Below are 25,678 nucleotides of genomic sequence, written 5' to 3'. Positions count from 1 at the left end.
TTCAATTTAATGTAAACTAGTATTTGTATCGTAATTGAGAGGGTGGTAGAAATGAAACTTGAGGCACTTCCGGTCGTTCAAGGAGATTATTTACTCCAAAACTACGACGAAACTGCAGCCAATTTCGATTGGAAAGACGCAGAAAAGGCGTTTAGTTGGCATGAGACAGGTCGCATGAATGTGGCGCACGAAGCTATTGACCGTCATGCAAATTCGGACAGAAAAAACAAAATTGCACTTTATTATAAAGATGCAACTCGTAAAGAATCTTATACGTTTAATGAAATGAAAAAAAGTACAAACAAAGCAGCAAATGTATTGAAAGCCCATACAAATCTTGAAAAAGGTGACCGTTTATTTATTTTCATGCCGCGTTCACCTGAATTGTATTTCGCTTTAATTGGTGCTCTTAAAATGGGCGTCATAGTAGGACCCTTATTTGAAGCATTCATGGAAGGTGCAGTCTACGATCGACTAGCAGACAGTGAAGCAAAAGCGATTGTGACAACCCCAGAATTGCTAAATCGTATTCCGGTTGATAAATTACCTCACTTGGAGACAATCCTATTAGTCGGCGAAAATGTGGAAGAAGATAATAAAATAGTAGATTTCATGAAACATATGAAAACCGCTTCTCCTTATTTCCAAGTGGAGTGGCTGGATAAAGAGGATGGATTGGTCCTTCATTATACGTCTGGTTCTACTGGTAAACCTAAAGGCGTTTTGCATGTACAGGAAGCCATGGTTCAGCATTATCAGACTGCAAAATGGGTGCTGGATTTAAAAGAACAAGATATATACTGGTGTACAGCAGATCCAGGTTGGGTAACTGGGACTTCTTACGGAATCTTTGGTCCATGGTTAACTGGAACAACAATGGTTGTTTTAGGAGGACGTTTTTCTCCCGATGCATGGTATCAAGCAATTGAAGACTTCGGTGTCACAGTTTGGTACAGTGCCCCAACTGCTTTCCGTATGTTAATGGGAGCGGGGGATGCTTTAGTGAAGGCACATGATTTATCTTCACTGCGTCATGTATTATCTGTCGGTGAACCACTGAATCCTGAAGTAATCAGATGGGGGGCAGAAGTATTCCGCCACCGCATTCATGATACTTGGTGGATGACAGAAACAGGTGCCCAAATGATTTGTAACTACGCATGCTTGCCAATTCGTCCAGGCTCGATGGGTAAACCACTTCCTGGTATCAAGGCAGCAATCGTCGACGATCGTGGTGTGGAGTTACCTCCATACCAAATGGGGAACTTGGCATTGAAAAAAGGTTGGCCGTCGATGATGCGTCAAATCTGGAATAATCCTGAAAAATATCAATCGTATTTCTTGAATGACGAATGGTATGTGTCAGGGGATTCAGCTTACATGGACGAGGACGGATACTTCTGGTTCCAAGGACGGATTGATGATGTCATCATGACTTCTGGCGAACGCGTAGGACCGTTTGAAGTGGAAAGTAAGTTACTCGAACACCCATCCATTGTCGAAGCTGGTGTAATTGGGAAACCTGATCCAGTTCGGGGAGAAATCATCAAAGCATTCGTTGCTTTAAAAGAAGGTGTTGAGCCTTCTGACGAATTGATTGCTGAAATCCAACAATTCGTGAAAAAAGGGTTGGCTGCACATGCGGCACCTCGCGAAATTGAATTTAAAGATAAGCTTCCGAAAACGCGCAGCGGGAAAATCATGAGACGTGTACTAAAAGCATGGGAACTTGATTTACCGACTGGTGATTTATCTACAATGGAAGATTAATAGAATCGAAAAGACAAAAGCTTGCACGAAAAAGTGCAAGCTTTTGTTTTTTTGGGAAAGTATATACATGTCTTATTCACCGCGAATAGACCGGTCAATAAAAGGAAAACCGACAATAGAGCAAATATTTAAGGACAGCTGTAACCGTAGCTGTCCTTTCAACTTGATTTAAACCACCAAAAAAGCAGTGAAACTTATCGGTCTGGATAAGTTTCACTGCTTTATTTTTTATTCCCCTTCACCATCTCCTGGTGGTTCTGGTTCTACTGGAGGTGGCTCTGGTTTAGGTTCAGGCTTAGGTTCTGGTTTAGGTTCAGGTTTTGGGTCAGGTTTCGGCTTCGGTTCAGTTCCTGGCTTCGGCTCTGGTGTTGGAGCCGGTTTAGGTTCTGGAGTTGGCTCCGGTTTAGGAGCTTCCACAACAGCCATATTGGAAGCTGATGATTGTTGTCCTGTAATATCCACAGCGACCACGAAGTACGTACCTGGACTGTTCACTTGATAAGAATTACCACTCGCTTCTTTAACAGAAGAAAGTAACTCATTACCACCGCCGGAGCTTCTGAACACTCGATATCCAACGACATCATTCGAAGGTGAATTAGACCAGGTAAGCGTGCGTCCTGAAATGGATGCAGAGACCGATCCTGGTGAAGCCCCGTCTGCTTCGAATGTGTCTTCAGATACAACACGATTTGCAAAACTAGAATTTTGAGGGAACAGCTTACTTGCATCGCCTCCCAGGTTGCCTAGCATGCGGTCAATAAATTCTTTATTTACGCCAACTCCACCACTGACAATAAATTCGCTAGGTGTCGTTGGAAGGGCACGGTAACGTTTACCGTTGATCATGACGTAAGATGAAGATACAAAGCTATCATCTGGTTTATTTGGAACGTAAGTTTTAGAATTGAACAAGTCCGAAGTCACAAGACCTGAACGTGAGCATTCTTCAGATGGTGCCATTCCTGATATAGCACAGAATGAACGAGAGACAACGCCTTTAGGGGCCTTGAATTCAACAGCAGGATCAATTAATTCAGGATTCACATCATAAGATGCGTTCATTAATTTGGCCCATATCATGTTTGCACGAGTGCCGGGTTGAAGGTATCGGCTGTTTTTAGGTGTCTGTAGATTAAATTCTTTGTCATAACCCATCCAAATACTTAGAGTAACGTTCGGATTATAGCCCATAAACCAAACATCTTTAGCAAAACTTGTCGTACCTGTTTTTGCTGCGAAATCTGATTTGAATTTCAGTACACTTTGAGCTCTGCGTCCTGTTCCATCAGACAAAACATCTCTTAACATATCGGTCACGATATAAGCTGTTTCTGGAGAATAAACAGGGAATGTTTCAGATTTATGCTGATACACAATATTTCCATCAGCATCTTCAATTTTCTCAATCATATAAGAATCAACATATTGTCCATTATTGGCCAATGTAGCATAGGCATTCGTATTTTGCTGGATTGTCACACCGTTTGTCATTCCACCTAAAGCCATTGAAGGAGCAGAATAATCAAATTTATGCAATTCCGTAAATTTCAGTTTCTCTAAGAAACTGATTGGATTTCGGTCAATTATATTCATATATAGTCTTGATGCGGCTAAGTTTTGTGATGTTGCTAATGCTTGACGAGCAGGGATAATGCCCAGTTCTTCATCTGGATCAAAGTTTCGTACTGGCCATGGTTTCCCGGTGCTCACATCTAAAACATCTGGAATAATATCGACAACTGGACTTCCTGCACCAATGAGGCCATATTCAATTGCTGGAGCATAAACAAGTAATGGTTTCATGGTCGAGCCATTTTGTCGTACCGCGAATGTAGCATGGTTTGTTTCTTCAATTTTGTGATCACGGCCACCGATGAAACTGATTATTCTTCCTGTACTGTTTTCCATCAGCATGCTGCCGATTTGTACAGGGAATTCTTTCAATTTATTTTTTTTGGTTTCGGAATCATAAACTTCCAAACTTCTTGTGGGCCCATAATCTTTAAACTCATCTTTTACTTTTTGATGCATATCGTACATTTCTTTATCAATGGTTGAATAAATACGATAGCCGTTTGTGCGAATTGCCCGATCTGCTAAAATCGTATACTTTTCATTTAACTTAGCTTCATCTTTTAATCGTTCTGGGTCAATATTGTCTTTTTCAGCCAACATTTCTGCAATGATTTTCTTTGCTTGTCGTTCTAATTCCAATGTTAAGAAAGGGTATCTTTCTTGTGGCAAAAGCTCCGGGGAACGGAAATCTTTCTTGATATCGTAAGCAATCGCTGCGTTATATTCTTGTTCCGTTATGTATCCAGTTTCTTTCATTCGGTAAAGAACTGTCAGCATTCGATCGATTCCTGGCTTCAGGCCATCTTCATCTTTTACTCCACCACCATCACCAAGAGATTTAAAGGGTGTGTGAGCGTAAGGTGCTTGGGGAATCCCTGCGATAAAAGCAGCCTGAGGTAAATTTAAATCTTTTGCTTTGACATTGAAAATTCCTTCTGCAGCGGTTTCAATTCCTGCAATATTTGCACCAGCAGCGTTGCGGCCGTAAGGGATAATATTTAAATAAGCTTCCAAAATTTCATCTTTTTCCATGAATTTCTCCAGGCGCATAGCTAGAAGTATTTCTTTTGCTTTGCGTTCATAGGAAACTTCATTGGTGAGAATCTGGTTTTTGATTAATTGTTGTGTAAGCGTTGAACCACCTGTTTGGCTATCGGAATTCGTGACATCCTGTAAGAGCCCACGGAAAATAGCTTTTGGAACAATTCCATCATGTACCTGGAAATATTCATCTTCCGTTGCATACACTGCATCAAGGACATAAGGAGATACTTCTTCAAGTTTTGTTTCACGGCGCTGTAAATCCGTTCTTAATTTTCCTAAGTAGACATTGTTTGCAAAATATACTTCCGACGTCTCTTCATAACTGAAGATGGATGCCCGCAATTCAGCCTCTTCACGAAGAGGTTCTTGATCGACTAGTGAAGCGAAATATCCAGCGCCAACCGATCCCGCAAATGCTCCGCCTACCAATAAGACGATTAACAAGATTAAAGCGAGATTCCAGATGACTCCAGAGGTAATGCGCAAACCTTTAGCCCATGTGGTATTCGTCAATCTATCCCATGTTTCGTCTATTTTTTTCAACCAGTTTTTTACTTGATCATTCAACCGAATCGACCTCCTAAAATCTTGTCCTATTATATCATATAATGTATGAATCCTAATATATTTATTGACAAGTTAGAATTAAGGTTTACAATGAAAAAATATAATGTTTTGAGTGATGAAAAGTCCGAAGTAATGAATGCAAGAGCTGTTTAGAGAGCCAGCGGGTGGTGCAAGCTGGTCAGTGTGCATACATGAATTACAGGCTGGGAGCTTAAACGTCTACACAACGATACTGTGTCTGATGAGCGGAAGGACTTTTTCCTTCAAGCTGGGTGGTACCGCGCAAAGTGTATTTAGCGTCCCTGCATGATTTTAATTAATCGTGCAGGGACTTTTTTATTTATAAGGAGGAATGGATATGTCAAACGCATTAATCGAAGACTTAAAATGGAGAGGCCTTGCCTACCAGTTAACTGATGAAGCTGGTATGGTTGAGCTTTTGAATAAAGAATCAATATCTTTATATTGTGGAGTAGATCCAACAGCAGATAGTATGCATATCGGTCATATCGTGCCGTTATTAACATTGCGTCGTTTCCAATTACATGGCCATCAACCGATTCTATTAATTGGTGGAGCAACTGGTATGATCGGGGATCCATCTGGCCGTAGTGAAGAACGTCAATTACAGACGACTGAACAAATTGACGAAAATGTAAAAGGACTTAAAGTTCAAATGGAACGCATTTTCGATTTTGGTTCTGAAAATGGGGCAGTCTTAGTTAACAACCGTGACTGGATTGGCTCGATGAATGTGATTGAATTTTTGCGTGATTACGGGAAATACATTGGGGTCAATTACATGTTGGCTAAAGATACCGTTGCTTCCCGCTTAGAAGGTGGAATCTCGTTTACTGAATTCTCGTACATGTTAATTCAAGCCATCGATTACAACCACTTATACGATTCACATAACTGCCGAATTCAAGTAGGTGGATCTGATCAATGGGGCAATATCACAACTGGACTTGAAATGATCCGAAAAACTCACAGTGAAGAGTCGAAAGCTTATGGCATGACGATTCCACTTGTTACGAAATCAGATGGTACAAAGTTTGGGAAGTCAGCATCAGGAGCGGTTTGGTTGGATGCTGAAAAAACATCGCCATATGAGTTCTACCAGTTCTGGTTAAATACTGCCGATGCCGATGTCATCAAATACATGAAAATCTTCACTTTCTTGACTCGAGAGGAAATTGAGGCATTTGAAGTGACGGTTGCGGAAGAGCCGCATTTACGTAAAGCTCAAAAAGCACTAGCTGAAGAGATGACGCGTATGATTCATGGTCAGGACGCTTTGGATAATGCCCTTCGAATTACTCAGGCTTTATTCAGTGGAGATTTAAAAGCATTATCTGCCAATGAAATGAAGGAAGTTTTTAAAGATGTTCCTTCAATTGAATTGCCGAAAGAAGACAAAAACATTGTGGACTTATTGGTGGAAGCAGGAGTCTCACCATCAAAACGTCAGGCCCGTGAAGATGTAACTAATGGGGCAATTTCAATTAATGGAGAGAAATTGACGGCTGTTGATCACATTGTGTCAGCGGAAAATCGTTTAGATGATTCCTTCTCAATCGTTCGCAGAGGGAAGAAGAAATACCATATGGTGAAGTTCGTTTAACATTGAAGGGGGAGGTCGTTTTTAGAACGGCCTTTTCTTTTTGCCTATAAGAGTGTTTGCAGACATTAAAATTCATACTAAACACTCTTCGCCATAGACGGTAATGATTTTCACCTTAAAAGTAAAGCTGCCATGATGACTTTATTTGTCATCGTGGCAGCTTTTTGCATGTATTCAATTTTACTTGTTGTCAGTAATCCAACTAGGTAAATCCAAGTCACCATAAATGTCTGGATGCAAAATATTAGCAAGTTTAAACGCACCTTCGAGCAATCGAGGAGAGGGACGGCAATACAATTCTTCTTCCATTATATAGATACGTTTTTTCTGATTATCAGACAGATTCTCATATCCCGGACGTTTTTCAACTACTTTTTTGTTCACTTTGGATTGCTGAACACCAACCCATGCCAGGAATATGTAATCAGGATTTCGACGCATGACATCATCCCAGTCTGTCTGGACACTGGCCAACTCGACATCCCGAAATACATTGCGTCCTCCAGAAATTTCACTGACTTCAGTTAACCAATTTACCTGACCGGGTGTGAAAATCGGTTTCGGCCACCACTCCCAATATAATTCGGGACAATTGGAAACCGTTTTCGCGCGTGTTTTCATTTCATCAACAAACTTTTTATATTCCATGACAATCATTTTAGCCTTTTCAGAAATCCCACATGCATGACCGATAGTCAATAAATCCTCTGAAATATCATTTAAACTTTGAGGATTCAACACAAGATGGGGAATACCACGTGCTACTAACTCGTTCACATTCTTTTCCATGCCTGGGACACTGAGAGAAGCTAGCACAAGGTCAGGCTCCAACGCCTCAAGGGCATCGATATCGATTGATAAATCCGGACCTAAACGAGGCAAATGTTGAACAGATGCTGGCCAATCCGAAAAATCGTCGAGTCCGACTAGCTGCTCTGTTAAGCCTAAATAGGCAAGTAGCTCTGTATTGCTGGGGCATATAGAAATGAGTCTCATACAAAAACTCCTTATAATTTTTAACTCAGTGTATCATATAGACAAAAAAAAGAGCCCAATAGGGACTCTTTTTAAATTAACGAGAGTAGAACTCAATAGTCAAATCGCCAGGGCCTTAATGTGCATAGGCATTTTTTATTTCACCCTACCTGGATAATTTGCAGAGTGGCCAATTTGTAGCTGAAATGCTCCTGTAAATCTGCTTGGATTTTAACAATATCCCCTTCTAACAATGAAACTAGATCGGTAGAGGACAGGGAAGCAGCGGTGGTGGATTCAGTGAACGATGATACAACTGTAATAGAGTCATTTATCTTTACGTGAAATGACGATGGCGAACAAGTTATTGTATTTGATGCCAATATGACTTTATAGCTAATTTGATAAATCCCTGATTTCAATACTTTGAGGCCGTCTTGCATCAACTCTACATCTTGGAGTGGTCCAGGCATGATAAAACTAACAGCCCCAGAAGTTTTGCTCATTACATTGCAAATGCCGAAACCATGAGCCGCTTGCAAGATGCCTGATGGTCCAGGAGGTCCAGGTTGGCCTTGATCACCTTTAGGTCCTTGTATTCCTTCTGGACCTCTAATGCCTTGATCACCCTTGGGACCTGGAGGACCTTGATCACCTTTAGGTCCTTTTAATCCTTGTGGGCCTTGCTGGCCTTTCGGTCCAGGAGGGCCTTGCTCTCCTCTAATACCACTCGGACCTTGATAGCCTCTAGGACCTCTAGGCCCACGCGTGCAATTACAATTATTCGTGGGTCCATTACATTTTGGACAGCGATCCAATTTAATCCTTCCTTCCTTAATAAAGATGGCAATTGATTTGATGCGTTCGTACTTATGCATCACTGACCAATTGCTTTTTAATTACGAATATTCAGTGGAATATTTTGGAGTGTCCCGCCCGAGCTGGATTGAATGGAAATAGCTCTCGTTTGATCTGGCAACTGAGAGGAGCCTTCAACCCGATACTCCCATTCCCCTAATATATCCACAGGCACTTGAGCTAAGAGAGTGCCGTTAAGACTACTTCCGATAAAGATAGAGATTGATGCCCCTGCTTGCAGCACATTTGAAGTCCCTGAAATACGCCATTCTGCATCACCGGAACGATACTCTGCCCGAGTAACGGTCAAGTTTTCCGGAACAGATGTCACTTGGACAGTGGCTGAGGAAGTGCCTCCGGGTCCTTGGACTGTCAGTTGGAAAGTAAGTGTTGCCTGTTGTGTTGGGAATCTAAACGTGGCTATAGAAGTGTCAGAATTGGACAGTTGTACAGGAGTCCCTGTAATCTGCTGCCATTGATAGGATGAGACAATTCCTGTTGAACTTCCTGTCAGCGTAACGAGAGCACCTTGCTGAACGGATTGATCTGGACCTGCATCGGCTATCGGGGACGGTGTAGATTCCAGCACCGTTATCATTACCGTATCGCTAGAAGGCCCACCTTCACCATCGACTGTCAATTCAAATACAAGAGTTGCTGGAGAAGCAGGTGCAATGAAAGAAGGTGCTACAGTGTCTGCACCGTTCAATGCCACTGAAGTTCCTGATAGTTGATTCCAGCTATATGAGGTAATAGAACCGGTCGAATTTGTCCCATTTAGAATCACGTTTGAATTGATGATAACAGTTTGGTCTGGTCCTGCATCCGCTGTCACCGGTATTGGGCCATCGGGTGACCCAGTCACTGCCACCGGAATATTTCTACTTCCACCGCCGGTTGAATTGATTGTCACTTGTGCAGGGGCAAAAGTAAGATTTACCGTGCTTACCCCATTAGCCGGAATGATGATATCGCCTACCCCAAAATCCGATATGGATAAAGCAGGTGCTCCAGTAATATCGCTGGAAGATGCAACAGTGGTGAGGATTTGGGTATTGGTGTCGAACGTGGCTGTAGCAGTAATGAAGTCCACCGGTACAGCTTCTTTGAGACTGTTCGGGATATCACTCAAGTTTGTAACGGTAATAGAAGCGGGAGGGCGTGCACCTGTAAAAGCGACTCTGGCAAAGTAACGTCCGTTAATTCCTTGAAGCAGGGTGGTGTCGATACCGTCCCCTGAAACACTTATACTTTGTGCGGTGTCGTCTGAAACGGCAAAGACATCGAGAAGTCCGCCTGAACTATCGGTTTGAGTATAGGTCACTCTTGGCACATCGACTCCGGAAATTGTTGAGATTTTACCTAGAATCGTAAAAAGTCTGGTTTCAATATAGTTATCGGGGTCAAGTCCAGGAGTTGTTGAGCGATCAGGGGATCCGATACCAATTCCTGGTCCTTCAATTCGGAAGATGTTTTGTGGCTGGCCGAATGGATCAACAAACGCACTTCCTGTAATGGGATGGGGCACATTTGGATCGCCAATATATCCTTCTGGTGCAAGTGGTGCAACATTTGGATCCCATTTTAAAAATGGATGGATTCGGCTGTTCAGCGCTAGTTCGAATTCCCCGCCATTCAATCCGCCAATATCTTCTGTAAAATTAATTTCCCCTGCGCCTTCTCCATCGGGTTCAGCGATGAATGTGTCAGTTCCATATGGGTGGGTTACGGTATATTCGGCATTTGGCTGTAACCCAAAGATGCGAATCCGCACCCTGCCAAATACAATTTGGTCTCCATCCCTAGGAACTTCGCTTACAAAGGCAGCTTCCAAAGCTAATACAAGCCTTGCTCGTTCTCCGGTGCCTGTAGTCATTTCGGCTTCCGCCAGAAAATAAAAAGCTTCCGCTGGATAATTGTCTGGGAAAGACACAGGCAAAGCTGGATTAGGCAAGTCTGCAGGAGTAATTCCTGAGTAAGGATCTGTAGGATCGACATTCAATTGAAGACGCAATCCATTTTCGTCTTTATACCATACAGGAAAACCATCAAACGCATTAATTGGTCCGACTGTCATGTGGTGCCTCCTTTATTTTTCACAGAAAAAGTGATTTGAGCCTTATTTATATTCTGAGCTATCAGGCATTTTACTACTTTCTGCATTATTTCAAACTGCTATCAGTTTATGCAGAAAGAAATCCCAAAGAGCAGGCAATTATACAACATTTTACAGTGGACAAAGTTCGTTCATATTTGCTGGAACATATGTTGAGAAGAGGTGGGGCTATGGATAAAATTGCACAAATAATTATCTTTTATGTTGATGGTTGGATAGCTCTTTGTTTTTATTTTTATATACGAAAATTTAAGAAGTTAATCGGGTTTCAGTTGGGGATGAACATTAGTGTAGCAATGGGGGGGATGGCAGCTCTGCTTACTGGTGTATTGCTTCTTCAGCAATATCCCTTCCATTTTACGTTGATTACGTTGATATCAACGACCGTAGGGCTAATGGTTGGTGCTCTATTTGGTCTCCTGTTTGATTACCAAACATTTGTAACTGGATTGACCAATGGAGCGTTCATTGGGCTGATGTCCCCGATGATTGGAACTGTTGTAGAAATGCCTACCCTGTTCAATTGGTTCTTGCATGGGGTTTTTGCATTATGTTTACTCACCATTGTCATTTCTATTAAAAGGTCGTGATGTAATTCTTGTGGCTCATTCTATTGTTGTTAATGTGGTGCTTATACGAAGCTTTTTTTGTTTACCGGATAGTTAGTAAGAAACATTTCCTGTTTGATGATCGATTTACAAAGACAATGTGTATGGTCATATCCATGATGTCTTCATTTGCCATGGCGTTTTACACTCGATTGCTTCTTCCTGTCGACCAGCCTATTTTTTATTTGATTCCCTTGATAATAGGAGTTTACATTGGATGGAAGTTCGGGGCTCTGGTTAAAGCTCCTGCTTCTTTAAATGGAATTTATAATGGTGCCATTGGTGGAATCATGGGAATGATGTTTGCTGCAGTCCTGCAAAATCCTGCCCTTTGCAAGATCCCAATCGAAACGGAAGCAATGATTGCTGAAAATATGTATATTTTGGCGTTTTACATTGCCTGCCTTCATGTACTCGTATTTCAGCTCGTTCGCTATTCATTTAGGGTGTAATGGAGCTCTTTCTCATGAAAAACCAAGGAGGAGTTTAATGAAATTTTTTGCAGTCAAGATTTTATTGATTGGGGGAATTATGGCCATTTACTTCTTATGGCCCAAATCAATCAGCTTACCTAAAATGGGTACCGTAACTGATTGGGAACTGACAGAAGTGGGAACCAGAGCAGTGCCAGCCTATGATAAGCCAAAACTTATCACATTTTTCTATACAAACTGTCCGGATATTTGCCCAACCACTATGATTGATTTGCAAAATCTGCAACAATCGATGGCAAACGAAGGGATAACGGAAGATCAATATATGATTGTTTCAATCACTCTGGATCCGGCCTACGATACAGAAGAACGAATTCTTCAGTATAAAGAAGCTTTTGGAATCTCGAGTCCCAATTGGGTGTTTTTAAGAGGCTCCGAGGATGAAATCATAAGATTTACCGAATCCTTCAACTTTGTGTTTGAAAAGAATAAGAATGGTTTCCTGACCCACTCTACATCGATGTATATTGTGGACTCAGAGAACCAGATCAGATCCAACCACGACATGGCGGTGGGAGACAAAAAAGTGAATAACGAAGAAATTATCAGCCATTTCAGGCAGTTGATACAAGAAGCAGAATAGGTTGGATGTTCTAGTCTTTCTGTCATTCTCAAAATTATTGTTTAAACATAAATTATGTTAGAAATGGAAGATTGAAGGAGTCTGGATATGAAGAACCATTTTGATGGGGCGGATGCGGCAGGCAATACAATGGATGATGTGATTCAAAACCTATCGTTTTCTTCACCAACCAGTGCGGTTTCCGAAGAAGAGACAAGAATTCTCACAGAGTATATCGCCCAGAAAAACCTATTTAAAATAACGAGCCTAGACGAATCCAGAAGGAAACCACTTGTCTTGAAGCAGTTTTTTAAAATGAAGAGGAACCAGCAAGTCATCGTTTCTTCTATGATTGGAAAGGAAAGTCATGTGACGACAGAGGGAAAAGTTGCGACGATTGGAAGAGATTTTGTCATGCTTACTGATTTGAAAAAAAGAATATGGATTCCCTACACTGCGATTCAATCTGCGACCATCCCTTATGGATTTCCCACATACTCCAATACCCATCAACATTTTATTTATGATAATAACCTCCAGCAAAAGCTCGTTCTTCAATTCGGTGAAACAGTAGCTAAAAAAGACGTCCTAATCCGCCAGTTTTTTGAAGAATCTCTTCAGACAAACCTTCACTTTTGGAAAGGAATCTGGATTGAAGTCACAACAGCTGACAACATCTTTTTCGGGAAAATCACATCAGTCACAAAAGCAGATTTAATTCTTCGGCTGCCTAAGAAAAAAGAAAGCGTAATTCCATTAAATGAGATTTGCTATGTTTCAACGATTGGAATGATCCTACTGTGGAAAAAGGTTCTCAAGTCATGGTTGAAAATAGATTGAAATAAGTAAACGAGGGGGCAATTTGATGGATCATCAAACAGAGGATAATTTATATGAAGAGCTGAAAAAGCTTATTGGGGAGGACCTAATTGTCATAACCCGGGCCGTCCAGCTGAACTTGCTCGGCCAAGTATTCCGTCCGATTTTCTCTGGAACGGTTTCTGACGTTCAACATGGGCATCTGACGCTGTCACCAGTCATCATTAAAATGGTGAATGCTCCATTTTATAATTTTCCTTTTCCTATAAGCATTCCATTTGAGCAAGTTGTATCTTATTCCACGGAAGTTCCAGTTGATGAAGTGTTCCCATTAGCATAGTAAAGGAGGGATGAGGATACATGTCTAACCAAAAAAGAGGACTCAGACCAGTCAACGATACAAGAGAGGAAGCTCTTGTTTTATATTTCGAAAAACATATTGGGCGACGGGCATTCATATTGACTGAAGCCTTTCCATTTATGTTCATCGGCAAAATCAAAGGACTATTAGGGGATATCGTGATCTTGGATGTGCAAACTACATCCGTGCCTGCTTTAGAAGGAAAGGTATGGAACATTCATATCGATTCCATTGAAGTGTTCTACATTGAAACAGGCACCGGGGCAAAAATTCCTCATTTAAAAGAACATTCAGATGAGGAACCTGCATGACTAGAAGGTATCATGTGCTAGCAATACCAATCCGCATCGTTCTGAACTCGTTCGGGGACCACAACCCTAATGGCATGATGTATGTCCTGAAAGAAAATGAGCAGAAAGTAAAAAACTTGGTCAAAAAGAATCCTTTCTCTCCTGTGGACCTTGTCCAGCCGCTCGTAATTCGGGCAAATGAAGGGGAAACCATTGAACTGCTTTTTGAAAATCAATTGAATTTCAATACAGGCATGCATTTTCAGCAAGCCGAATATGATGTGTGCCAATCGGACGGAGCGAATGTAGGGTTCAATAAAGATACAACCGCTGCCCCAGGTGAATCCATTCTATATCGATTGCATGCGGTTAAAGAAGGGACGTATATCTTTTCGGATCTGGGCAATCCGGCAAGCGGTGAAAATGGTTCCAATTCTAATGGGTTGTTTGGGGCTTTATTAATCCAGCCACGGTTTTCCTGGTGGACGAACCCGGAGACTGGCAAGACCATGAATAGCGGTGTGTATGCTGATGTGCATCATCCTTTGCTTCCTTCGTATCGGGAATACGCCTGGATATTCCATGATGAAATGGAAGCGGATGATTTAACGGGAAACCGGCCAATCAATCATTTGACCAATCAGGAAGAAGAATCCTTTCACGGGGCCAATTACCGGTATGAACCAATCAACAGGCGGCAACAGCTCATTGAGGAAGGGGTTGTGGGCCCAAATACAGAAGGTGAGGAAGTCCATCATGACTCATGGGTATTTGGAGATCCATCCAGTCCGATTTTACGGGGATATGTGGGGGATCCTGCAAAAATCCGGCTGATCCATGCCGGGGTGAAAGAGACGCACGTTTTTCATTATCATGTACATCAATGGCTGAGTGACCCGCAAGACCTTAATTCGGAAATGCTCGATTCTCAATCAATCAGTCCGCAATCCCATTACACAGTTGAGCCGCTTTACGGTTTGGGAAGCCTACAAGGTGCCTTTGGTGATGCCATTGTCCATTGCCATCTGTATCCGCATTTCGCAGCCGGGATGTGGGGATTGAACCGGGTTTTCGATACGCTCCAGGACGGCAGCCAGTGCTACCCAAATGGTGTCCCAATAAAGGCGTTACAGCCATTGCCTGACCGTAAAGCGCCACCAAAGCCAACCAAGTTGAAACCTGGCTTCCCGAATTTTATCCCAGGGAAGGTCGGTTACAAAGCACCGCGTCCACCACTTGGCATCAAAGGGGGACGGGGATTAACAGAACTGGAACGCAATGCAGCAGTGAAAAATCCAAGGCCAGGGGCTGTATTTGTCGATCCATGCCCAGATAATGCAACTAAAAAGGAATTCAATGTCTCTGTAATTGAACTGCCCGTGACCTATAACAAACAAGGCTGGCATGACCCGAAAGCCCGGATTTTTGTGCTGGATGAAGACCTGGAAGATGTGTGTTCGGGTAAGAAAGAGCCTGAACCGCTTGTTTTCCATACTACGGCACATACAAGCATCTGCGTTAACTTTACCAACCGCTTGCCGCATATACTTGATGGTGATGCATTCCAACTAGTGACTAGAACGTACGAAACCGGTTTCCATATTCACTTTGTAAAGTTTGATTGTCTCGTGAACGATGGGGCAAATGTAGGTTGGAACTACGATTCTTCGGTACTGCCTGGTGAAACCATCCAGTATGAATATTACGCGGATATCGAGTTGAAAGCCTGGTTCGTTCATGATCACTTGTTTGCAAACGCCCATCAACAACATGGTGTTTTCGGTTCTGGCGTGGTCCATCCGAGATTTACAGAATTTCTCGATTCAGCAACAGGGGAAGAGGTTGCCCGCGGCACTCAAATCACTACGCGGAATCCCTTGATTCCTGATTATCGTGATTTTGTGCTATTTGCACAGGATTTCGCTTTACTTTTCGATAATGACGGCAAGCCCCTCCAGCCTCCTGGGTTCCCAGGTTCCAACGATGATCCAGGGTTGTTCGGTGTGAATTACAAAAACGAACCGCTTCAATTTCGATTAGGACCAGATTGCGACCCTGCTTACACGTTCAGTTCATATGTAAACGGTGATCCGATAACCCCGATATTAAGGGCATACGAAGGGGATTCTATCCGAATTAGACTGCTCCAAGGAGCGCAGGAAGAATCCCATAGTTTCAATGTTCATGGGTTGAGGTGGCTAAAGCAGCGAAAGAATCTGAATTCTAATATGGAAGAGCAGCAGCACGTCGGCATTTCTGAATCTTTTACGATGGAAACGTATATCCCGCGAGCGGGAGATTATTTCTGGGCATTTGAAACGGAAGAAGACCTATGGAATGGGCTTTGGGGGTTAATTCGCGCATTCGATGAAAAAGTGCCGGACCTGATTCCTTTATCTGACCGTCCAGAACCTTTGAAGCGTTCAAGGCCACTTCCTGAATGTACGGGGAAAAAGCCGCCTAAAGCCGCCGATCCCACTAGAATTCCGGTCAAAAAAGGCCCGATCCGCTATTTCGATATCGTCGCTTTCCAAGTGCCGTTTGTCTATAACAGCTTTGGAGATCACGATCCTCACGGAATCATTTTTTCACTGCGGGAAGATATGGATGCCATTTTAGAAGGAAAGAAAAAACCGGAACCGCTGGTTATTCGCGGAAATGTTGGAGATACAATAGAAGTGACTCTCACCAGCCTTTTGAAACTGAATTTGTTCCCATTCCAAGATGGCATTTACCCTTATCCGGAAGTAAAGGAACAGGCTTTCTATCCGCCGTCTTTGAGAATCTCCTTACACCCTCAATTAATCCAGTATGATGTGAAAACATCTGGAGGGGAAACAGTCGGTTTCAATGGAGACCAAACGGTAGGACCTGGTGAAAGCAGGAAATATCGCTGGTATGTTGACGCTCCAATGGGTGCATGCGGCATGTGGGATATGGCGGATATCCGCAACCATAAATCCCAGGGAGCATTTGGAGCATTTATTGCCGAACCAAGAGGAACGGAGCATTTGGATCCCTATACGCTAAAGCCGGTCAAAACGGGAACGAATGTGGTTTTACGCAATCCGTTTCTTCCAAGTATAAGGGAATTCGTCACTATCATGCATGACGGTGTAAGGCTGCTTGATAAAGACAAACACCTCATAGTCGATCCGCTTGCAGGGATGATCTTGCCACCTCCAGACGTTGATGAAGACGAAGTCGATACGTATGATCAAGGTTCCAGAGGGTTCAATTATCGAAGTGAACGTCTAGTCAATCGCTACCGCAAACATCCAGTGCTGCATGACTTATTCAGTTCACGGGTATTCGGTGATCCGGCTACTCCTTTATTTGAAAGTTACGTGGGAGACCCGGTGACGATCCGTTTGGTCACACCTGCTGAAAGGCGCAGAACGCATACGTTCCATCTTCATGGACATCGTTTTCGATTTGAAGAGAAAAATTTGAATTCCCGTACGGAATCATTCGCGGGATTTAACGTAGCAGGAGCTGCACGCAATTTGGAATTGCTCGGCGGCGCTGGTGCTTATATGGGATTCCCAGGTGATTATATGTACCGTTCAGGAAACATTCTTTGGGACATAGAGCAAGGCATGTGGGGGATATTGAGAATTCACGATAACATTCAAGAGCACTTGCCTCCATTAGAGCATTAGATAGAACAAAAGAGAAGAAAAATTTCTTCTCTTTTTCTACATAGAATTACGTTCGGGAAGGGGGTGAGAAAATGAGAAAAGAAAAGTATACGAAACCAAGAGAGGATGACAATCAAAAAAATGAAAAAGAAAATGATTTCCATATCCCTCAGCAATGCTGTCCCGAGCGGTACCCATCCCCAAAATTGCCATCCCCAACGAGCTGCCTTCCCCAAGAAACTTTAGAAAAAGTGATTGAAAAAATACGAGCTGCAAATGAATTACTTTTAGATCTGGCACTGGGTGATGAGAGGCTGCCGGATGAAACTTACCAGAAAGTTTTTGACGGCTTAATTGGACTGCGAGTTGAGATTACCTCTCTATCAGGAGAACACTGTGAGGGGAAAGTCTCCCTTTCAGGCTATGATTTTGTTGTGCTCCGCAATGAAGAAACGGTATTCATTTACCCATACAGCGAAATTGATGTCGTTAAGCCGTTTGGCCGATTTGCAGATCCTTACGATGACCCTGAACTAAGGGAAATCGATTCTTGCTTTCGCAGGGAGTTAACCTTTAACTTCGGGGATGTCGTTTCTTCTTCGCCAGAGTTAATCCATTTGTTTTTCAGAATGAGGCTCAACATCTATTTGCTTGTATTTGAAGAAAAAAATATACAAATACAAATGGAAGGACAAACAATTAAAGGGCAATTGAAAAAAGTAGATAAAGAATCAATTAGTCTAGAAGTGGATGGACAACTGACAACCATTTCAATAGATAAAATCAAATTGTTTATTTTAAACAATTAAATAAAAAAAGTCAGCTTACTGAAGGAACCCTTCATAATAGCTGACTTATTTTTAAATGATAGGTACTATTTAGAACTCTTTATTCAGTCCTAGTATTGGTAGTTTCAACACTTACTATTCTATCAATGGAAAATATCAGTGTTCGGCCTTTCATATGTTCCCTATGTTCACGGTGTTCCATTATTGTCGCAAATTCTTCTTGAGTTAAATCTTCGCTTTCTTCTTCCAGATCATCTACTGCTTCACCGTCAACTAACGGCAGAAGCAATTCAACAAAATTGGACCCTACATATATGATTTCCCCAAACACTGACTGGCCATTCTCTAGTTCTAACTTAACGTTGAACCAAAGAAGTTGATACAAGCGGTAGTTTAGGCCTTCCGTCAAACCTGCTAATCGAATACTGAAATCATCGTCACACAATTTTCTGCGGCATCGCTTCCTGCAGCAATTGCAGCCATAATCACATTGACATCCACATCTTGAAGAACAACATGGCCAATAGGAGCAATTTCTGAAGTCAAGAGCGAAATCGCGACTATGACAATTACAATCCGGGTCTTTATGCTTTTCCAAAAATACACAACCTCCTTTCATTTTATTATTAATATATGAGATTTTTTACAAGCGTCTTGGTCTGGAACCTATAAAGATAGAAAGTAAATCTTAAACCAATAGATTAACTCTATGAAAAAAACATCCGTAAGCACCATGTTACGGATGTTTTTAGCGTAGATAAGGGAAGTGTACCGAATTTGAGAGAAATGTAGTTTTGAAAAGAGCTGAGTAGAAGCATCCAGCCAGCTGCATAATGAGAATTCGATCATCTGGTTGGGGTTAAGAAAGATATAAATGGCGGCTACCTTCATTATAAAAAAAAAGCCCCAAAACCCTGTAATAACAAGGTTTTGAAGGCTTTTAAAACAATTATTTGCAGAGTATCTCGATTAACGAGAGTAGAACTCAACGATTAATGATTCGTTGATTTCAGCTGATAATTCGCTACGCTCTGGAAGGCGAACAAATTGACCAACTTTTTTGTCTGCATCGAAAGATAAGTATTCTGGAACGAAATTGTTAACTTCCATAGACTCATTAACGATATCAAGGTTTTGAGATTTTTCACGAAGTGAAATCTCTTGACCTGCTTTTAGACGGAATGAAGGAATATCAACGCGTTTTCCATCAACCATTACGTGACCGTGGTTAACTAATTGACGAGCTCCACGACGAGTGCGTGCAAGACCTAAACGGTATACTACGTTATCAAGGCGAGTTTCAAGAAGAATCATGAAGTTTTCACCAGATTTACCAGGCATTTTAGCAGCTTTATCGAATAGTGTACGGAATTGACGTTCGTTTACACCATACATGTGACGAAGCTTTTGCTTCTCTTGTAATTGTAAACCGTATTCCGAGATTTTTTTGCGTTGGTTAGGACCGTGTTGTCCTGGTGCGTAAGGGCGTTTTTCTAATTCTTTACCTGTGCCGCTTAGTGATAAACCAAGACGACGAGACAGTTTCCATGCTGGACCTGTATAACGAGCCATGAGAGACTCCTCCTTTAAGTGGTTTTATTTTGTTGTAAAATAAGACCAGATGTATCAATCAAACTGCCATTTTATTTTCATGTATCCTCGCCCTCGCAGCCAAGGGTTACACGATACCCCATCCAATACAAAAGATTGGAGGAATAAAATGAAACGAATAAGACCATACAACTGCTGCTTTTATTTTACACATCCTCCATTGTATCGATTTGCTTTGCCCATGTCAAGACGTTACCTTGACATTTGACGAATATAACTAGGGAAGTTGACCTTTTCAAAAAAGATCGAATCGAGTAAGATAGAATTGAATGGGATGAAAGCGTTTACATAAAAGGGGTGCTATCATGAAAAATAAACAGATAAAAAAAGAAACGGCAGTCGTTCATAAAGGATACGACTCATCAGTTCATCACGACAGTTTATCCGTGCCTTTATATCAAACATCTACCTTTGCTTTTTCAAATGCCGAACAAGGAGAAAAACGGTTCGCAGGAGAAGAAGGGGGAAATATTTATTCACGTTTAGGGAATCCCACTGTACGCGTTCTTGAAGAACGTATGGCGGAATTGGAAAATGGTCAAAGCGCATTGGCATTTGGGTCGGGGATGGCCGCAGTCAGTGCAGTATTGATTCATGTTACGAAAACAGGAGATCATGTTCTTTGCTCGAGAGGAATTTACGGCTGTACATTTGGCTTACTCGAAATGATGGATGAAAAATATAATATATCGCATAGTTTCAGTGCGATGTCGACTGAACAGGAAATTGAAGCAGCGATTCGTCCAGAAACGGTATGTTTATATGTAGAAACACCGATTAATCCTACAATGGAAATTGTAGATTTGGAACTAGTTTGTAAAGTTGCACGAAAACATGGTCTAAAAGTGATTGTTGATAATACCTTCTCATCGCCCTATCTACAGAATCCAATCGATTTCGGAGCGGACTATGTGTTGCACAGTGCGACCAAATATATCAATGGTCATGGCGATGTAATTGCGGGATTACTGGTAGGCAATGATGCAGAGGATATGATGAACCTTCGCATGACAGTTCAGAAAGACGTGGGCGGGATAATCTCACCATTTGATGCGTGGTTAATTATTAGAGGGTTAAAAACGCTTCATGTGAGAATGGACCGCCATTCGGAAAATGCGGCTAAACTGGTTTCATTTTTAAAGTCTTCACCTATTGTAAATAAAATTTACTATCCTTTTGATCCGGACCATCCACAATATGAGATTGCCAAGAAGCAAATGAAAGCCGGTAGTGGATTAATTTCATTTACAATCCACGGGGGAAAAGAAGTTGCTCAATATTTAATGAATGCCTTGGAGCTCATTAAAATTGCTGTCAGCCTTGGTGACGCAGAAACGCTGATTCAGCACCCTGCAACCATGACTCACTCGGTCATTCCTGAAATGGAACGTGAAAAAATGGGGATTACTCATTCATTGTTACGCTTGTCTGTAGGACTAGAGCATTCGGACGATATTATGGGAGACTTGCAGCAGGCATTTGCAAAAGTGGAAACACACTTTGCACAATCGGTTCAAAAATAAAAAGGGCGAGGTGATTAAAATCACCTCGTCCTTTTAAATATGTTTCATTAATATAGAGACAAATTGTTCAAGTCCTTGTCGATCTTCTTCATGAAAACGGTCTTTTTCGGGACTGTCAATGTCAAGAACACCGATGACTTCACCATTTTTAATCATTGGCACAACGATTTCCGATTGGGAAGCAGCGTCACAAGCGATATGACCTGGAAAAGCATGTACATCTGGTACAACCATCGTTTCTTTTTTCGCAACAGTTGTTCCACAAACTCCTCGTCCAACAGGAATTCTGACACACGCAGGCAATCCTTGGAATGGTCCTAAAACCAGTTCACCGCCGTCCATCATATAAAACCCAACCCAGTTGATTCGATCGAAAAATTGGTTCAGTAAGGCAGAAGCATTACTCAAGTTGGCCATCACATTGGATTCACCGCTTAATAAAGCGTCCAGCTGTTTACCTAGCATGTTGTATTGTTGTTCTGTATTTCCAGCATATGCTGCTTTTTCAAACATCAAAATCACCTCTTAAAATTAGAAACTTAAGAATCAGTATAAACTTTCTCGTAATATTGATGCAAATCATGGACCCTGTGTGCATCGGAACCAAATACGAGAGGGATGTCTAATTCCTTTGCCGCAAAAATATAGCGCTCTGGGGGATAGGGTTCTCGGCAATATTCCTTGGCTAAACCTGCACTGTTAACGTCAAGTTCATACCGACGTTCTTTCATTAATTGCAGGGTGCTCATAATGAAAGCATGGTCATCGACTTTCATTTGATGTGCATGTTGAAACTTATGAATTAACGTGGGATGACCAATGCGTTTTGGTTTATATGGACCTAAATCAGCTAAAATTGATTTTTGGAGAGTTTTATAATAAAGATCATAGGCATTTTCAACAGAACCAACTTGCTCAGAAAAATGTAGAAACGATTCAACTGAAAAATCTATACAAGTATATTTTTTTTCAAAAAGCAGGAAATGGACAGATAAAATAGAATCATCTAAGGTAGGACCAATTTCATTAAGCAAATGGGCAGTTTCTTTTTCGTAGCCTTCAATATAATCAAATTCCAGTCCTATGTGAATTGATATATCGGAAGTGTATTGTTTTTTTAATTGTTGGAGTTTGACTAAGTAAGGTTCCAGTAAATTCTTATTCAGAAAACTATCCTTAGTAGGAACCGTGTCGATAAACCCTTCAGGAGCAGGTGCGTGCTCTGTAAATGAAATATCGCTAAAGCCATTTTTTATCGCTTTTTCAATATATAATTCAAAAGCATCCGTCGTTCCGTGAGGACAAAAAGGACTGTGAATATGAGCATCTCTTTTCATTAATACAAGCACCTCCTACGTGTAAATCGGACATTTTACATAAATTCGGCAAAATTCTTCTATTTTCGTCAACATATTCGTTTGTTTCATGGTAGTATTACATATATAAACTGGCATAGACCGTGATTTTGGAACAGGGGGCTTACGATGACTAAGTATATCATCATTGCAATCATCGTACTAATTGCATTACTCGTAGTCGGATTTATCATCCGTCGTAAACATAACAGTGAAATTGAAAGACTTGAACATGAAAAACATCAAATACAAAACAAACCGATATTGGAAGAAATGACGAAAGTTAAACAATTGAATATGAATGGGCAGACAGAAGAAATGTTTGAAAGCTGGCGCAACAGTTGGACGCAAGTAATGGATGTCCATATGCCGAAAATCGATTCACTACTATTTGATGCAGAGGAAAGCATTGATAAATTCCGTTTTAAGCGTGCCACAGCGATTGAACAAGAAATCGCAGAACGCATTAAGCAAAGTGATGAACAAATGTCACGGATTTTGAAAGAGCTTGAGCAATTGATTGGCAGTGAAGAGAAAAACCGCGTGGAAATGGACAGCTTAAAAGAACAGTATCGCGTTGCTCGTAAAACTTTACTTGCTCATCAACATTCTTTCGGAGCAGCGGCCGTTCCACTTGAGAAAAAGCTGGAACAATTCGGTCCTCAATTTGAAGAATACGATCGACTGACGGAAAACGGGAACTATTTACAGGCCCGTGAAATTGTAATTGGACTTGATCAGGAAGCACAGCACTTATTTGACTTGCTGCAAGAGATTCCTTCGCTATTAACGGAAGTACAAAATAAGATTCCCTCAAGTATTCATGATCTCCGTAGTGGACAACGTGAAATGGAAGAGCAATCCTATTATTTAGAGCATCTTGAAATGACGGCTCATTTGGATAAGCTTGATGAAGAACTGGTTCTAATGAAAGAATCAATTATTCAACTTGAAATTGAAGATGTAAAAATTCGTGTCGAGCAAATGAAAGATGAAATCGAAGCTTTCTATGACATGCTAGAAAAAGAAGTAATGGCAAAACGCTATGTTGATAAACATCGTCAACCGACTGAACGTCGATTGGCTGAAGTAACGACCATTACTAGACAAACAAGTGATGAAGCGGCTTATGTTCAACAAAGTTATCGCTTACCTGAGAAAGAAGCTGAAATTCCTCTTGTATGTTTGAAACAAATTGAAACGTTGCAGAAGCGTTATGATTTACTCGAACAACGTGCAAGCGAGGATCAATTGGCGTATTCAAGTCTTCAAGACGAACTTACGCTGATTTCTACGGATTTGGAAAGTCTATATGAAGAACAAGATCGTTTCTCTAGTAGCTTGAAAAACCTACGTATTGATGAGAACCGTGCTCGTAAAAATTTAGATGAACTGAAGCGTTTGTTGCATGAAACCGATCGTATGGTACATAAAGCGAATATGCCTGGGATTCCAGAAGAAATGGATGTTCGTTTGGAAGAAGCGGAAGAACATATTTACCTCGTCATGCAAAGCTTGCAGGAAGTACCACTTAATATGAAATTGGTGGATAATTATCTGGCAAAAGCGGATAAATGTATCCATGAAGTACATGCTAAAGCGAAAGAAATGCTTGAAAATGTTTTGTTGATTGAACGGATTATTCAATATGGTAACCGTTATCGTGCAAGTCATCCACGAATGAATCAGCGACTTTTGGAGGCAGAAGCGGCATTCCGTCAGCTTCGATATTCCAAGGCTCTTGAAGAGGCAGCTACTGCTGTAGAAGAAGTGGAACCTGGTGCGATGAAACGAATCGAAGTACTTGTCAAAGAGGACGCTTGGCGTTAATAATAAAAAAGCTATCGTGCCACTCTAGCTAAAATTCAAGTGTTGTGATTGAAGCTAGATAATAAGGCAATTGAAACCACCGCACAACTTGTGCTGGTGGTTTTCTAATGAAAAGGAGTACAACCGTGTATTATTTCGATCATAGTGCAACGACTAAACCAAATAAAGAAGTGTTGGATACATTTGTAAAGGTAAATGAGACGTTCTATGCAAACCCCGCATCCTTGCATGAAATGGGGGTCGATTCGAATTCGCTACTTTCGCGTGCTCGAAAGCAAGTTGCCGACATGCTGAAAACGGAAGAAAGTAAAGTCATTTTCACATCAGGTGGTACAGAATCCAACCATTTCGCCATTAACGGACTTGCTAGAACTCTTCAAGGTCGAGGAAGACATATCATCACTTCAAGCATTGAACATCCTTCTGTACTTGAATCAATGAAACAGTTGGCGAATAAAGGCTTTGAAATAGACATTTTGCCAGTAAATGAAAAAGGCGTCATATCAATTGATGATGTGAAAGAGCGATTGCGAAAAGATACAATTTTGGTTAGTGTTATGCATATCAATAACGAGTTGGGCAGCATTCAACCAATTAAACAACTTGCAGAAGTCATTCATCAACACAGCCGTGCAATATTTCATGTAGACGCGGTACAAAGTTTTGGCAAATATCCTATCACTTTTCCCTTAATTGGAGCGGATGTACTGACACTGTCAGGACATAAATTCAATGGTTTAAAAGGAACGGGGATTGTGGCCTGGACAGGTCATGTATCGTTTGAACCGATTATTGTAGGTGGAGGACAAGAGTTTGGCTTAAGAAGTGGGACTGTACCCGTTCCTCAAGCTGTAGCTTTTGCGAAAGCGATGCGAATTGCATTCGAAAATCAAGAAGCCATGCAAACAAAATATATTCAATGGAACGAAAAGTTAAGAAACTTCATTCGTAATTTTAAGGATATACGAATATTATCCCCAGAAGATGGCGCAGCACACATCTTAACCGTTAGCGTCCGAAATATAAAAGGAGAAGTTTTGGTGAATGCGTTGCAGGCAAGGGGAATCATTGTGTCGACATCAAGTGCTTGTTCTTCAAAACAAACAAAAATCAGTCATGTAATTAAAGCGATCGGTTTACCAGATGGTTACACAAAAGGCGTGATTCGCATTAGTCTGGGTACGAGCAATAGCGATGAACAAATTGATTATTTTATCGAAAATTTCACTGCAATTATCAAGCAAGTTAAAGGAGATTAAAACAT

22 protein-coding genes and 1 other annotated feature are annotated in these 25,678 nt (G+C 41.4%); of the genes, 13 read left to right on the top strand and 9 right to left on the bottom strand.

Annotation, left to right across the window (positions count from 1 at the left end):
- Nucleotides 1–51: 51 nt before the first annotated feature.
- Nucleotides 52–1,770, top strand: coding sequence for an acetate--CoA ligase (gene acsA / locus M9R32_RS03780; RefSeq protein ID WP_269925415.1), 1,719 nt, complete (start codon nucleotides 52–54; stop codon nucleotides 1,768–1,770).
- 228 nt (nucleotides 1,771–1,998) lie between these two features.
- On the opposite strand, the gene M9R32_RS03775 is transcribed toward acsA, so the two are convergent.
- Nucleotides 1,999–4,959 carry a transglycosylase domain-containing protein gene (locus M9R32_RS03775; protein WP_269925414.1) on the bottom strand — a complete coding sequence of 987 codons (2,961 nt, stop codon included), beginning with the start codon at nucleotides 4,957–4,959 and terminating at the stop codon, nucleotides 1,999–2,001.
- Between the two features lie 106 nt (nucleotides 4,960–5,065).
- Nucleotides 5,066–5,266, top strand: a binding site (T-box leader).
- Between the two features lie 51 nt (nucleotides 5,267–5,317).
- Here M9R32_RS03775 and tyrS point away from each other — a divergent pair.
- Complete coding sequence (gene tyrS / locus M9R32_RS03770) at nucleotides 5,318–6,583, top strand: tyrosine--tRNA ligase (RefSeq protein ID WP_269925413.1); 1,266 nt, start codon at nucleotides 5,318–5,320, stop codon at nucleotides 6,581–6,583.
- A gap of 180 nt (nucleotides 6,584–6,763) precedes the next feature.
- Here tyrS and M9R32_RS03765 read toward each other — a convergent pair whose 3' ends face one another.
- From M9R32_RS03765 to M9R32_RS03755, 3 genes are all read right to left on the bottom strand, one after another.
- Nucleotides 6,764–7,579 carry a cobalamin-binding protein gene (locus M9R32_RS03765; RefSeq protein WP_269925412.1) on the bottom strand — a complete coding sequence of 272 codons (816 nt, stop codon included), beginning with the start codon at nucleotides 7,577–7,579 and terminating at the stop codon, nucleotides 6,764–6,766.
- Between the two features lie 140 nt (nucleotides 7,580–7,719).
- A complete protein-coding gene (locus M9R32_RS03760; protein WP_269925411.1) occupies nucleotides 7,720–8,376 on the bottom strand; it encodes a collagen-like domain-containing protein in 657 nt (218 codons plus the stop codon).
- A gap of 77 nt (nucleotides 8,377–8,453) precedes the next feature.
- Nucleotides 8,454–10,493, bottom strand: a complete 2,040-nt coding sequence (locus M9R32_RS03755) for a PKD domain-containing protein (protein WP_269925410.1) — start codon at nucleotides 10,491–10,493, stop codon at nucleotides 8,454–8,456.
- A 209-nt stretch (nucleotides 10,494–10,702) separates the two neighbouring features.
- On the opposite strand from M9R32_RS03755, the gene M9R32_RS03750 reads away from it, so the two are divergent.
- From M9R32_RS03750 to M9R32_RS03715, 8 genes are all read left to right on the top strand, one after another.
- Nucleotides 10,703–11,122 (top strand): hypothetical protein, encoded by a 420-nt coding sequence (locus M9R32_RS03750; RefSeq protein WP_269925409.1) that lies wholly within the window; start codon nucleotides 10,703–10,705, stop codon nucleotides 11,120–11,122.
- A 122-nt stretch (nucleotides 11,123–11,244) separates the two neighbouring features.
- Entirely contained in the window at nucleotides 11,245–11,592 is a 348-nt protein-coding gene (locus tag M9R32_RS03745; protein WP_269925408.1) for a hypothetical protein, read from the top strand.
- A gap of 37 nt (nucleotides 11,593–11,629) precedes the next feature.
- On the top strand, nucleotides 11,630–12,217 hold the full coding sequence (locus tag M9R32_RS03740; RefSeq protein ID WP_269925407.1) for an SCO family protein: 588 nt from the start codon (nucleotides 11,630–11,632) through the stop codon (nucleotides 12,215–12,217).
- An 87-nt stretch (nucleotides 12,218–12,304) separates the two neighbouring features.
- Nucleotides 12,305–13,036 carry a hypothetical protein gene (locus M9R32_RS03735; RefSeq protein WP_269925406.1) on the top strand — a complete coding sequence of 244 codons (732 nt, stop codon included), beginning with the start codon at nucleotides 12,305–12,307 and terminating at the stop codon, nucleotides 13,034–13,036.
- 25 nt (nucleotides 13,037–13,061) lie between these two features.
- Complete coding sequence (locus M9R32_RS03730; RefSeq protein WP_269925405.1) at nucleotides 13,062–13,355, top strand: hypothetical protein; 294 nt, start codon at nucleotides 13,062–13,064, stop codon at nucleotides 13,353–13,355.
- A 20-nt stretch (nucleotides 13,356–13,375) separates the two neighbouring features.
- Nucleotides 13,376–13,687, top strand: a complete 312-nt coding sequence (locus M9R32_RS03725) for a hypothetical protein (RefSeq protein WP_269925404.1) — start codon at nucleotides 13,376–13,378, stop codon at nucleotides 13,685–13,687.
- Nucleotides 13,684–17,328, top strand: a complete 3,645-nt coding sequence (locus tag M9R32_RS03720; protein ID WP_269925403.1) for a multicopper oxidase domain-containing protein — start codon at nucleotides 13,684–13,686, stop codon at nucleotides 17,326–17,328. The genes M9R32_RS03725 and M9R32_RS03720 overlap by 4 nt, the downstream gene beginning before the upstream one ends.
- A gap of 71 nt (nucleotides 17,329–17,399) precedes the next feature.
- Nucleotides 17,400–18,116: a hypothetical protein gene (locus M9R32_RS03715; RefSeq protein ID WP_269925402.1), complete on the top strand. Its 717-nt coding sequence runs from the start codon at nucleotides 17,400–17,402 to the stop codon at nucleotides 18,114–18,116.
- A gap of 79 nt (nucleotides 18,117–18,195) precedes the next feature.
- Here the strand turns inward: M9R32_RS03715 and M9R32_RS03710 are convergent, their stop codons facing one another.
- From M9R32_RS03710 to rpsD, 3 genes are all read right to left on the bottom strand, one after another.
- A complete protein-coding gene (locus M9R32_RS03710) occupies nucleotides 18,196–18,504 on the bottom strand; it encodes a hypothetical protein (protein ID WP_269925401.1) in 309 nt (102 codons plus the stop codon).
- Nucleotides 18,505–18,509: 5 nt separating this feature from the next.
- A complete protein-coding gene (locus tag M9R32_RS03705) occupies nucleotides 18,510–18,701 on the bottom strand; it encodes a hypothetical protein (RefSeq protein ID WP_269925400.1) in 192 nt (63 codons plus the stop codon).
- A gap of 363 nt (nucleotides 18,702–19,064) precedes the next feature.
- Nucleotides 19,065–19,667, bottom strand: coding sequence for a 30S ribosomal protein S4 (gene rpsD, locus M9R32_RS03700; RefSeq protein WP_016426616.1), 603 nt, complete (start codon nucleotides 19,665–19,667; stop codon nucleotides 19,065–19,067).
- A 344-nt stretch (nucleotides 19,668–20,011) separates the two neighbouring features.
- On the opposite strand from rpsD, the gene megL reads away from it, so the two are divergent.
- Nucleotides 20,012–21,229 carry a methionine gamma-lyase gene (megL, locus tag M9R32_RS03695; protein ID WP_269925399.1) on the top strand — a complete coding sequence of 406 codons (1,218 nt, stop codon included), beginning with the start codon at nucleotides 20,012–20,014 and terminating at the stop codon, nucleotides 21,227–21,229.
- A 33-nt stretch (nucleotides 21,230–21,262) separates the two neighbouring features.
- Here the strand turns inward: megL and M9R32_RS03690 are convergent, their stop codons facing one another.
- Together M9R32_RS03690 and hisJ are read right to left on the bottom strand one after the other, a co-directional pair.
- Nucleotides 21,263–21,742, bottom strand: coding sequence for a GAF domain-containing protein (locus M9R32_RS03690; protein WP_269925398.1), 480 nt, complete (start codon nucleotides 21,740–21,742; stop codon nucleotides 21,263–21,265).
- A gap of 26 nt (nucleotides 21,743–21,768) precedes the next feature.
- Nucleotides 21,769–22,566, bottom strand: coding sequence for a histidinol-phosphatase HisJ (gene hisJ, locus M9R32_RS03685; protein ID WP_269925397.1), 798 nt, complete (start codon nucleotides 22,564–22,566; stop codon nucleotides 21,769–21,771).
- 147 nt (nucleotides 22,567–22,713) lie between these two features.
- On the opposite strand from hisJ, the gene ezrA reads away from it, so the two are divergent.
- Both ezrA and M9R32_RS03675 read left to right on the top strand, forming a co-directional pair.
- Complete coding sequence (gene ezrA, locus M9R32_RS03680) at nucleotides 22,714–24,414, top strand: septation ring formation regulator EzrA (RefSeq protein WP_269925396.1); 1,701 nt, start codon at nucleotides 22,714–22,716, stop codon at nucleotides 24,412–24,414.
- Nucleotides 24,415–24,539: 125 nt separating this feature from the next.
- Nucleotides 24,540–25,673, top strand: a complete 1,134-nt coding sequence (locus tag M9R32_RS03675; RefSeq protein ID WP_269925486.1) for a cysteine desulfurase family protein — start codon at nucleotides 24,540–24,542, stop codon at nucleotides 25,671–25,673.
- Nucleotides 25,674–25,678 lie beyond the last annotated feature (5 nt).

Source organism: Paenisporosarcina quisquiliarum, assembly GCF_027563315.1.
GTDB classification, from domain to species: Bacteria; Bacillota; Bacilli; order Bacillales_A; family Planococcaceae; genus Paenisporosarcina; species Paenisporosarcina quisquiliarum.
The sequence above is the reverse complement of the archived record's forward strand: the minus strand, read 5'-3'. Positions and strand labels throughout refer to the sequence as shown.

Coding starts and splice junctions, on each gene's coding strand:
- acsA (WP_269925415.1), top strand. CDS start 52: ATGAAACTTGAGGCACTTCCGGTCGTTCAAGGAGATTATTTACTCCAA.
- tyrS (WP_269925413.1), top strand. CDS start 5,318: ATGTCAAACGCATTAATCGAAGACTTAAAATGGAGAGGCCTTGCCTAC.
- M9R32_RS03765 (WP_269925412.1), bottom strand. CDS start 7,579: ATGAGACTCATTTCTATATGCCCCAGCAATACAGAGCTACTTGCCTAT.
- M9R32_RS03755 (WP_269925410.1), bottom strand. CDS start 10,493: ATGACAGTCGGACCAATTAATGCGTTTGATGGTTTTCCTGTATGGTAT.
- M9R32_RS03750 (WP_269925409.1), top strand. CDS start 10,703: ATGGATAAAATTGCACAAATAATTATCTTTTATGTTGATGGTTGGATA.
- M9R32_RS03745 (WP_269925408.1), top strand. CDS start 11,245: ATGGTCATATCCATGATGTCTTCATTTGCCATGGCGTTTTACACTCGA.
- M9R32_RS03740 (WP_269925407.1), top strand. CDS start 11,630: ATGAAATTTTTTGCAGTCAAGATTTTATTGATTGGGGGAATTATGGCC.
- M9R32_RS03735 (WP_269925406.1), top strand. CDS start 12,305: ATGAAGAACCATTTTGATGGGGCGGATGCGGCAGGCAATACAATGGAT.
- M9R32_RS03730 (WP_269925405.1), top strand. CDS start 13,062: ATGGATCATCAAACAGAGGATAATTTATATGAAGAGCTGAAAAAGCTT.
- M9R32_RS03725 (WP_269925404.1), top strand. CDS start 13,376: ATGTCTAACCAAAAAAGAGGACTCAGACCAGTCAACGATACAAGAGAG.
- M9R32_RS03720 (WP_269925403.1), top strand. CDS start 13,684: ATGACTAGAAGGTATCATGTGCTAGCAATACCAATCCGCATCGTTCTG.
- M9R32_RS03715 (WP_269925402.1), top strand. CDS start 17,400: ATGAGAAAAGAAAAGTATACGAAACCAAGAGAGGATGACAATCAAAAA.
- rpsD (WP_016426616.1), bottom strand. CDS start 19,667: ATGGCTCGTTATACAGGTCCAGCATGGAAACTGTCTCGTCGTCTTGGT.
- megL (WP_269925399.1), top strand. CDS start 20,012: ATGAAAAATAAACAGATAAAAAAAGAAACGGCAGTCGTTCATAAAGGA.
- M9R32_RS03690 (WP_269925398.1), bottom strand. CDS start 21,742: ATGTTTGAAAAAGCAGCATATGCTGGAAATACAGAACAACAATACAAC.
- hisJ (WP_269925397.1), bottom strand. CDS start 22,566: ATGAAAAGAGATGCTCATATTCACAGTCCTTTTTGTCCTCACGGAACG.
- ezrA (WP_269925396.1), top strand. CDS start 22,714: ATGACTAAGTATATCATCATTGCAATCATCGTACTAATTGCATTACTC.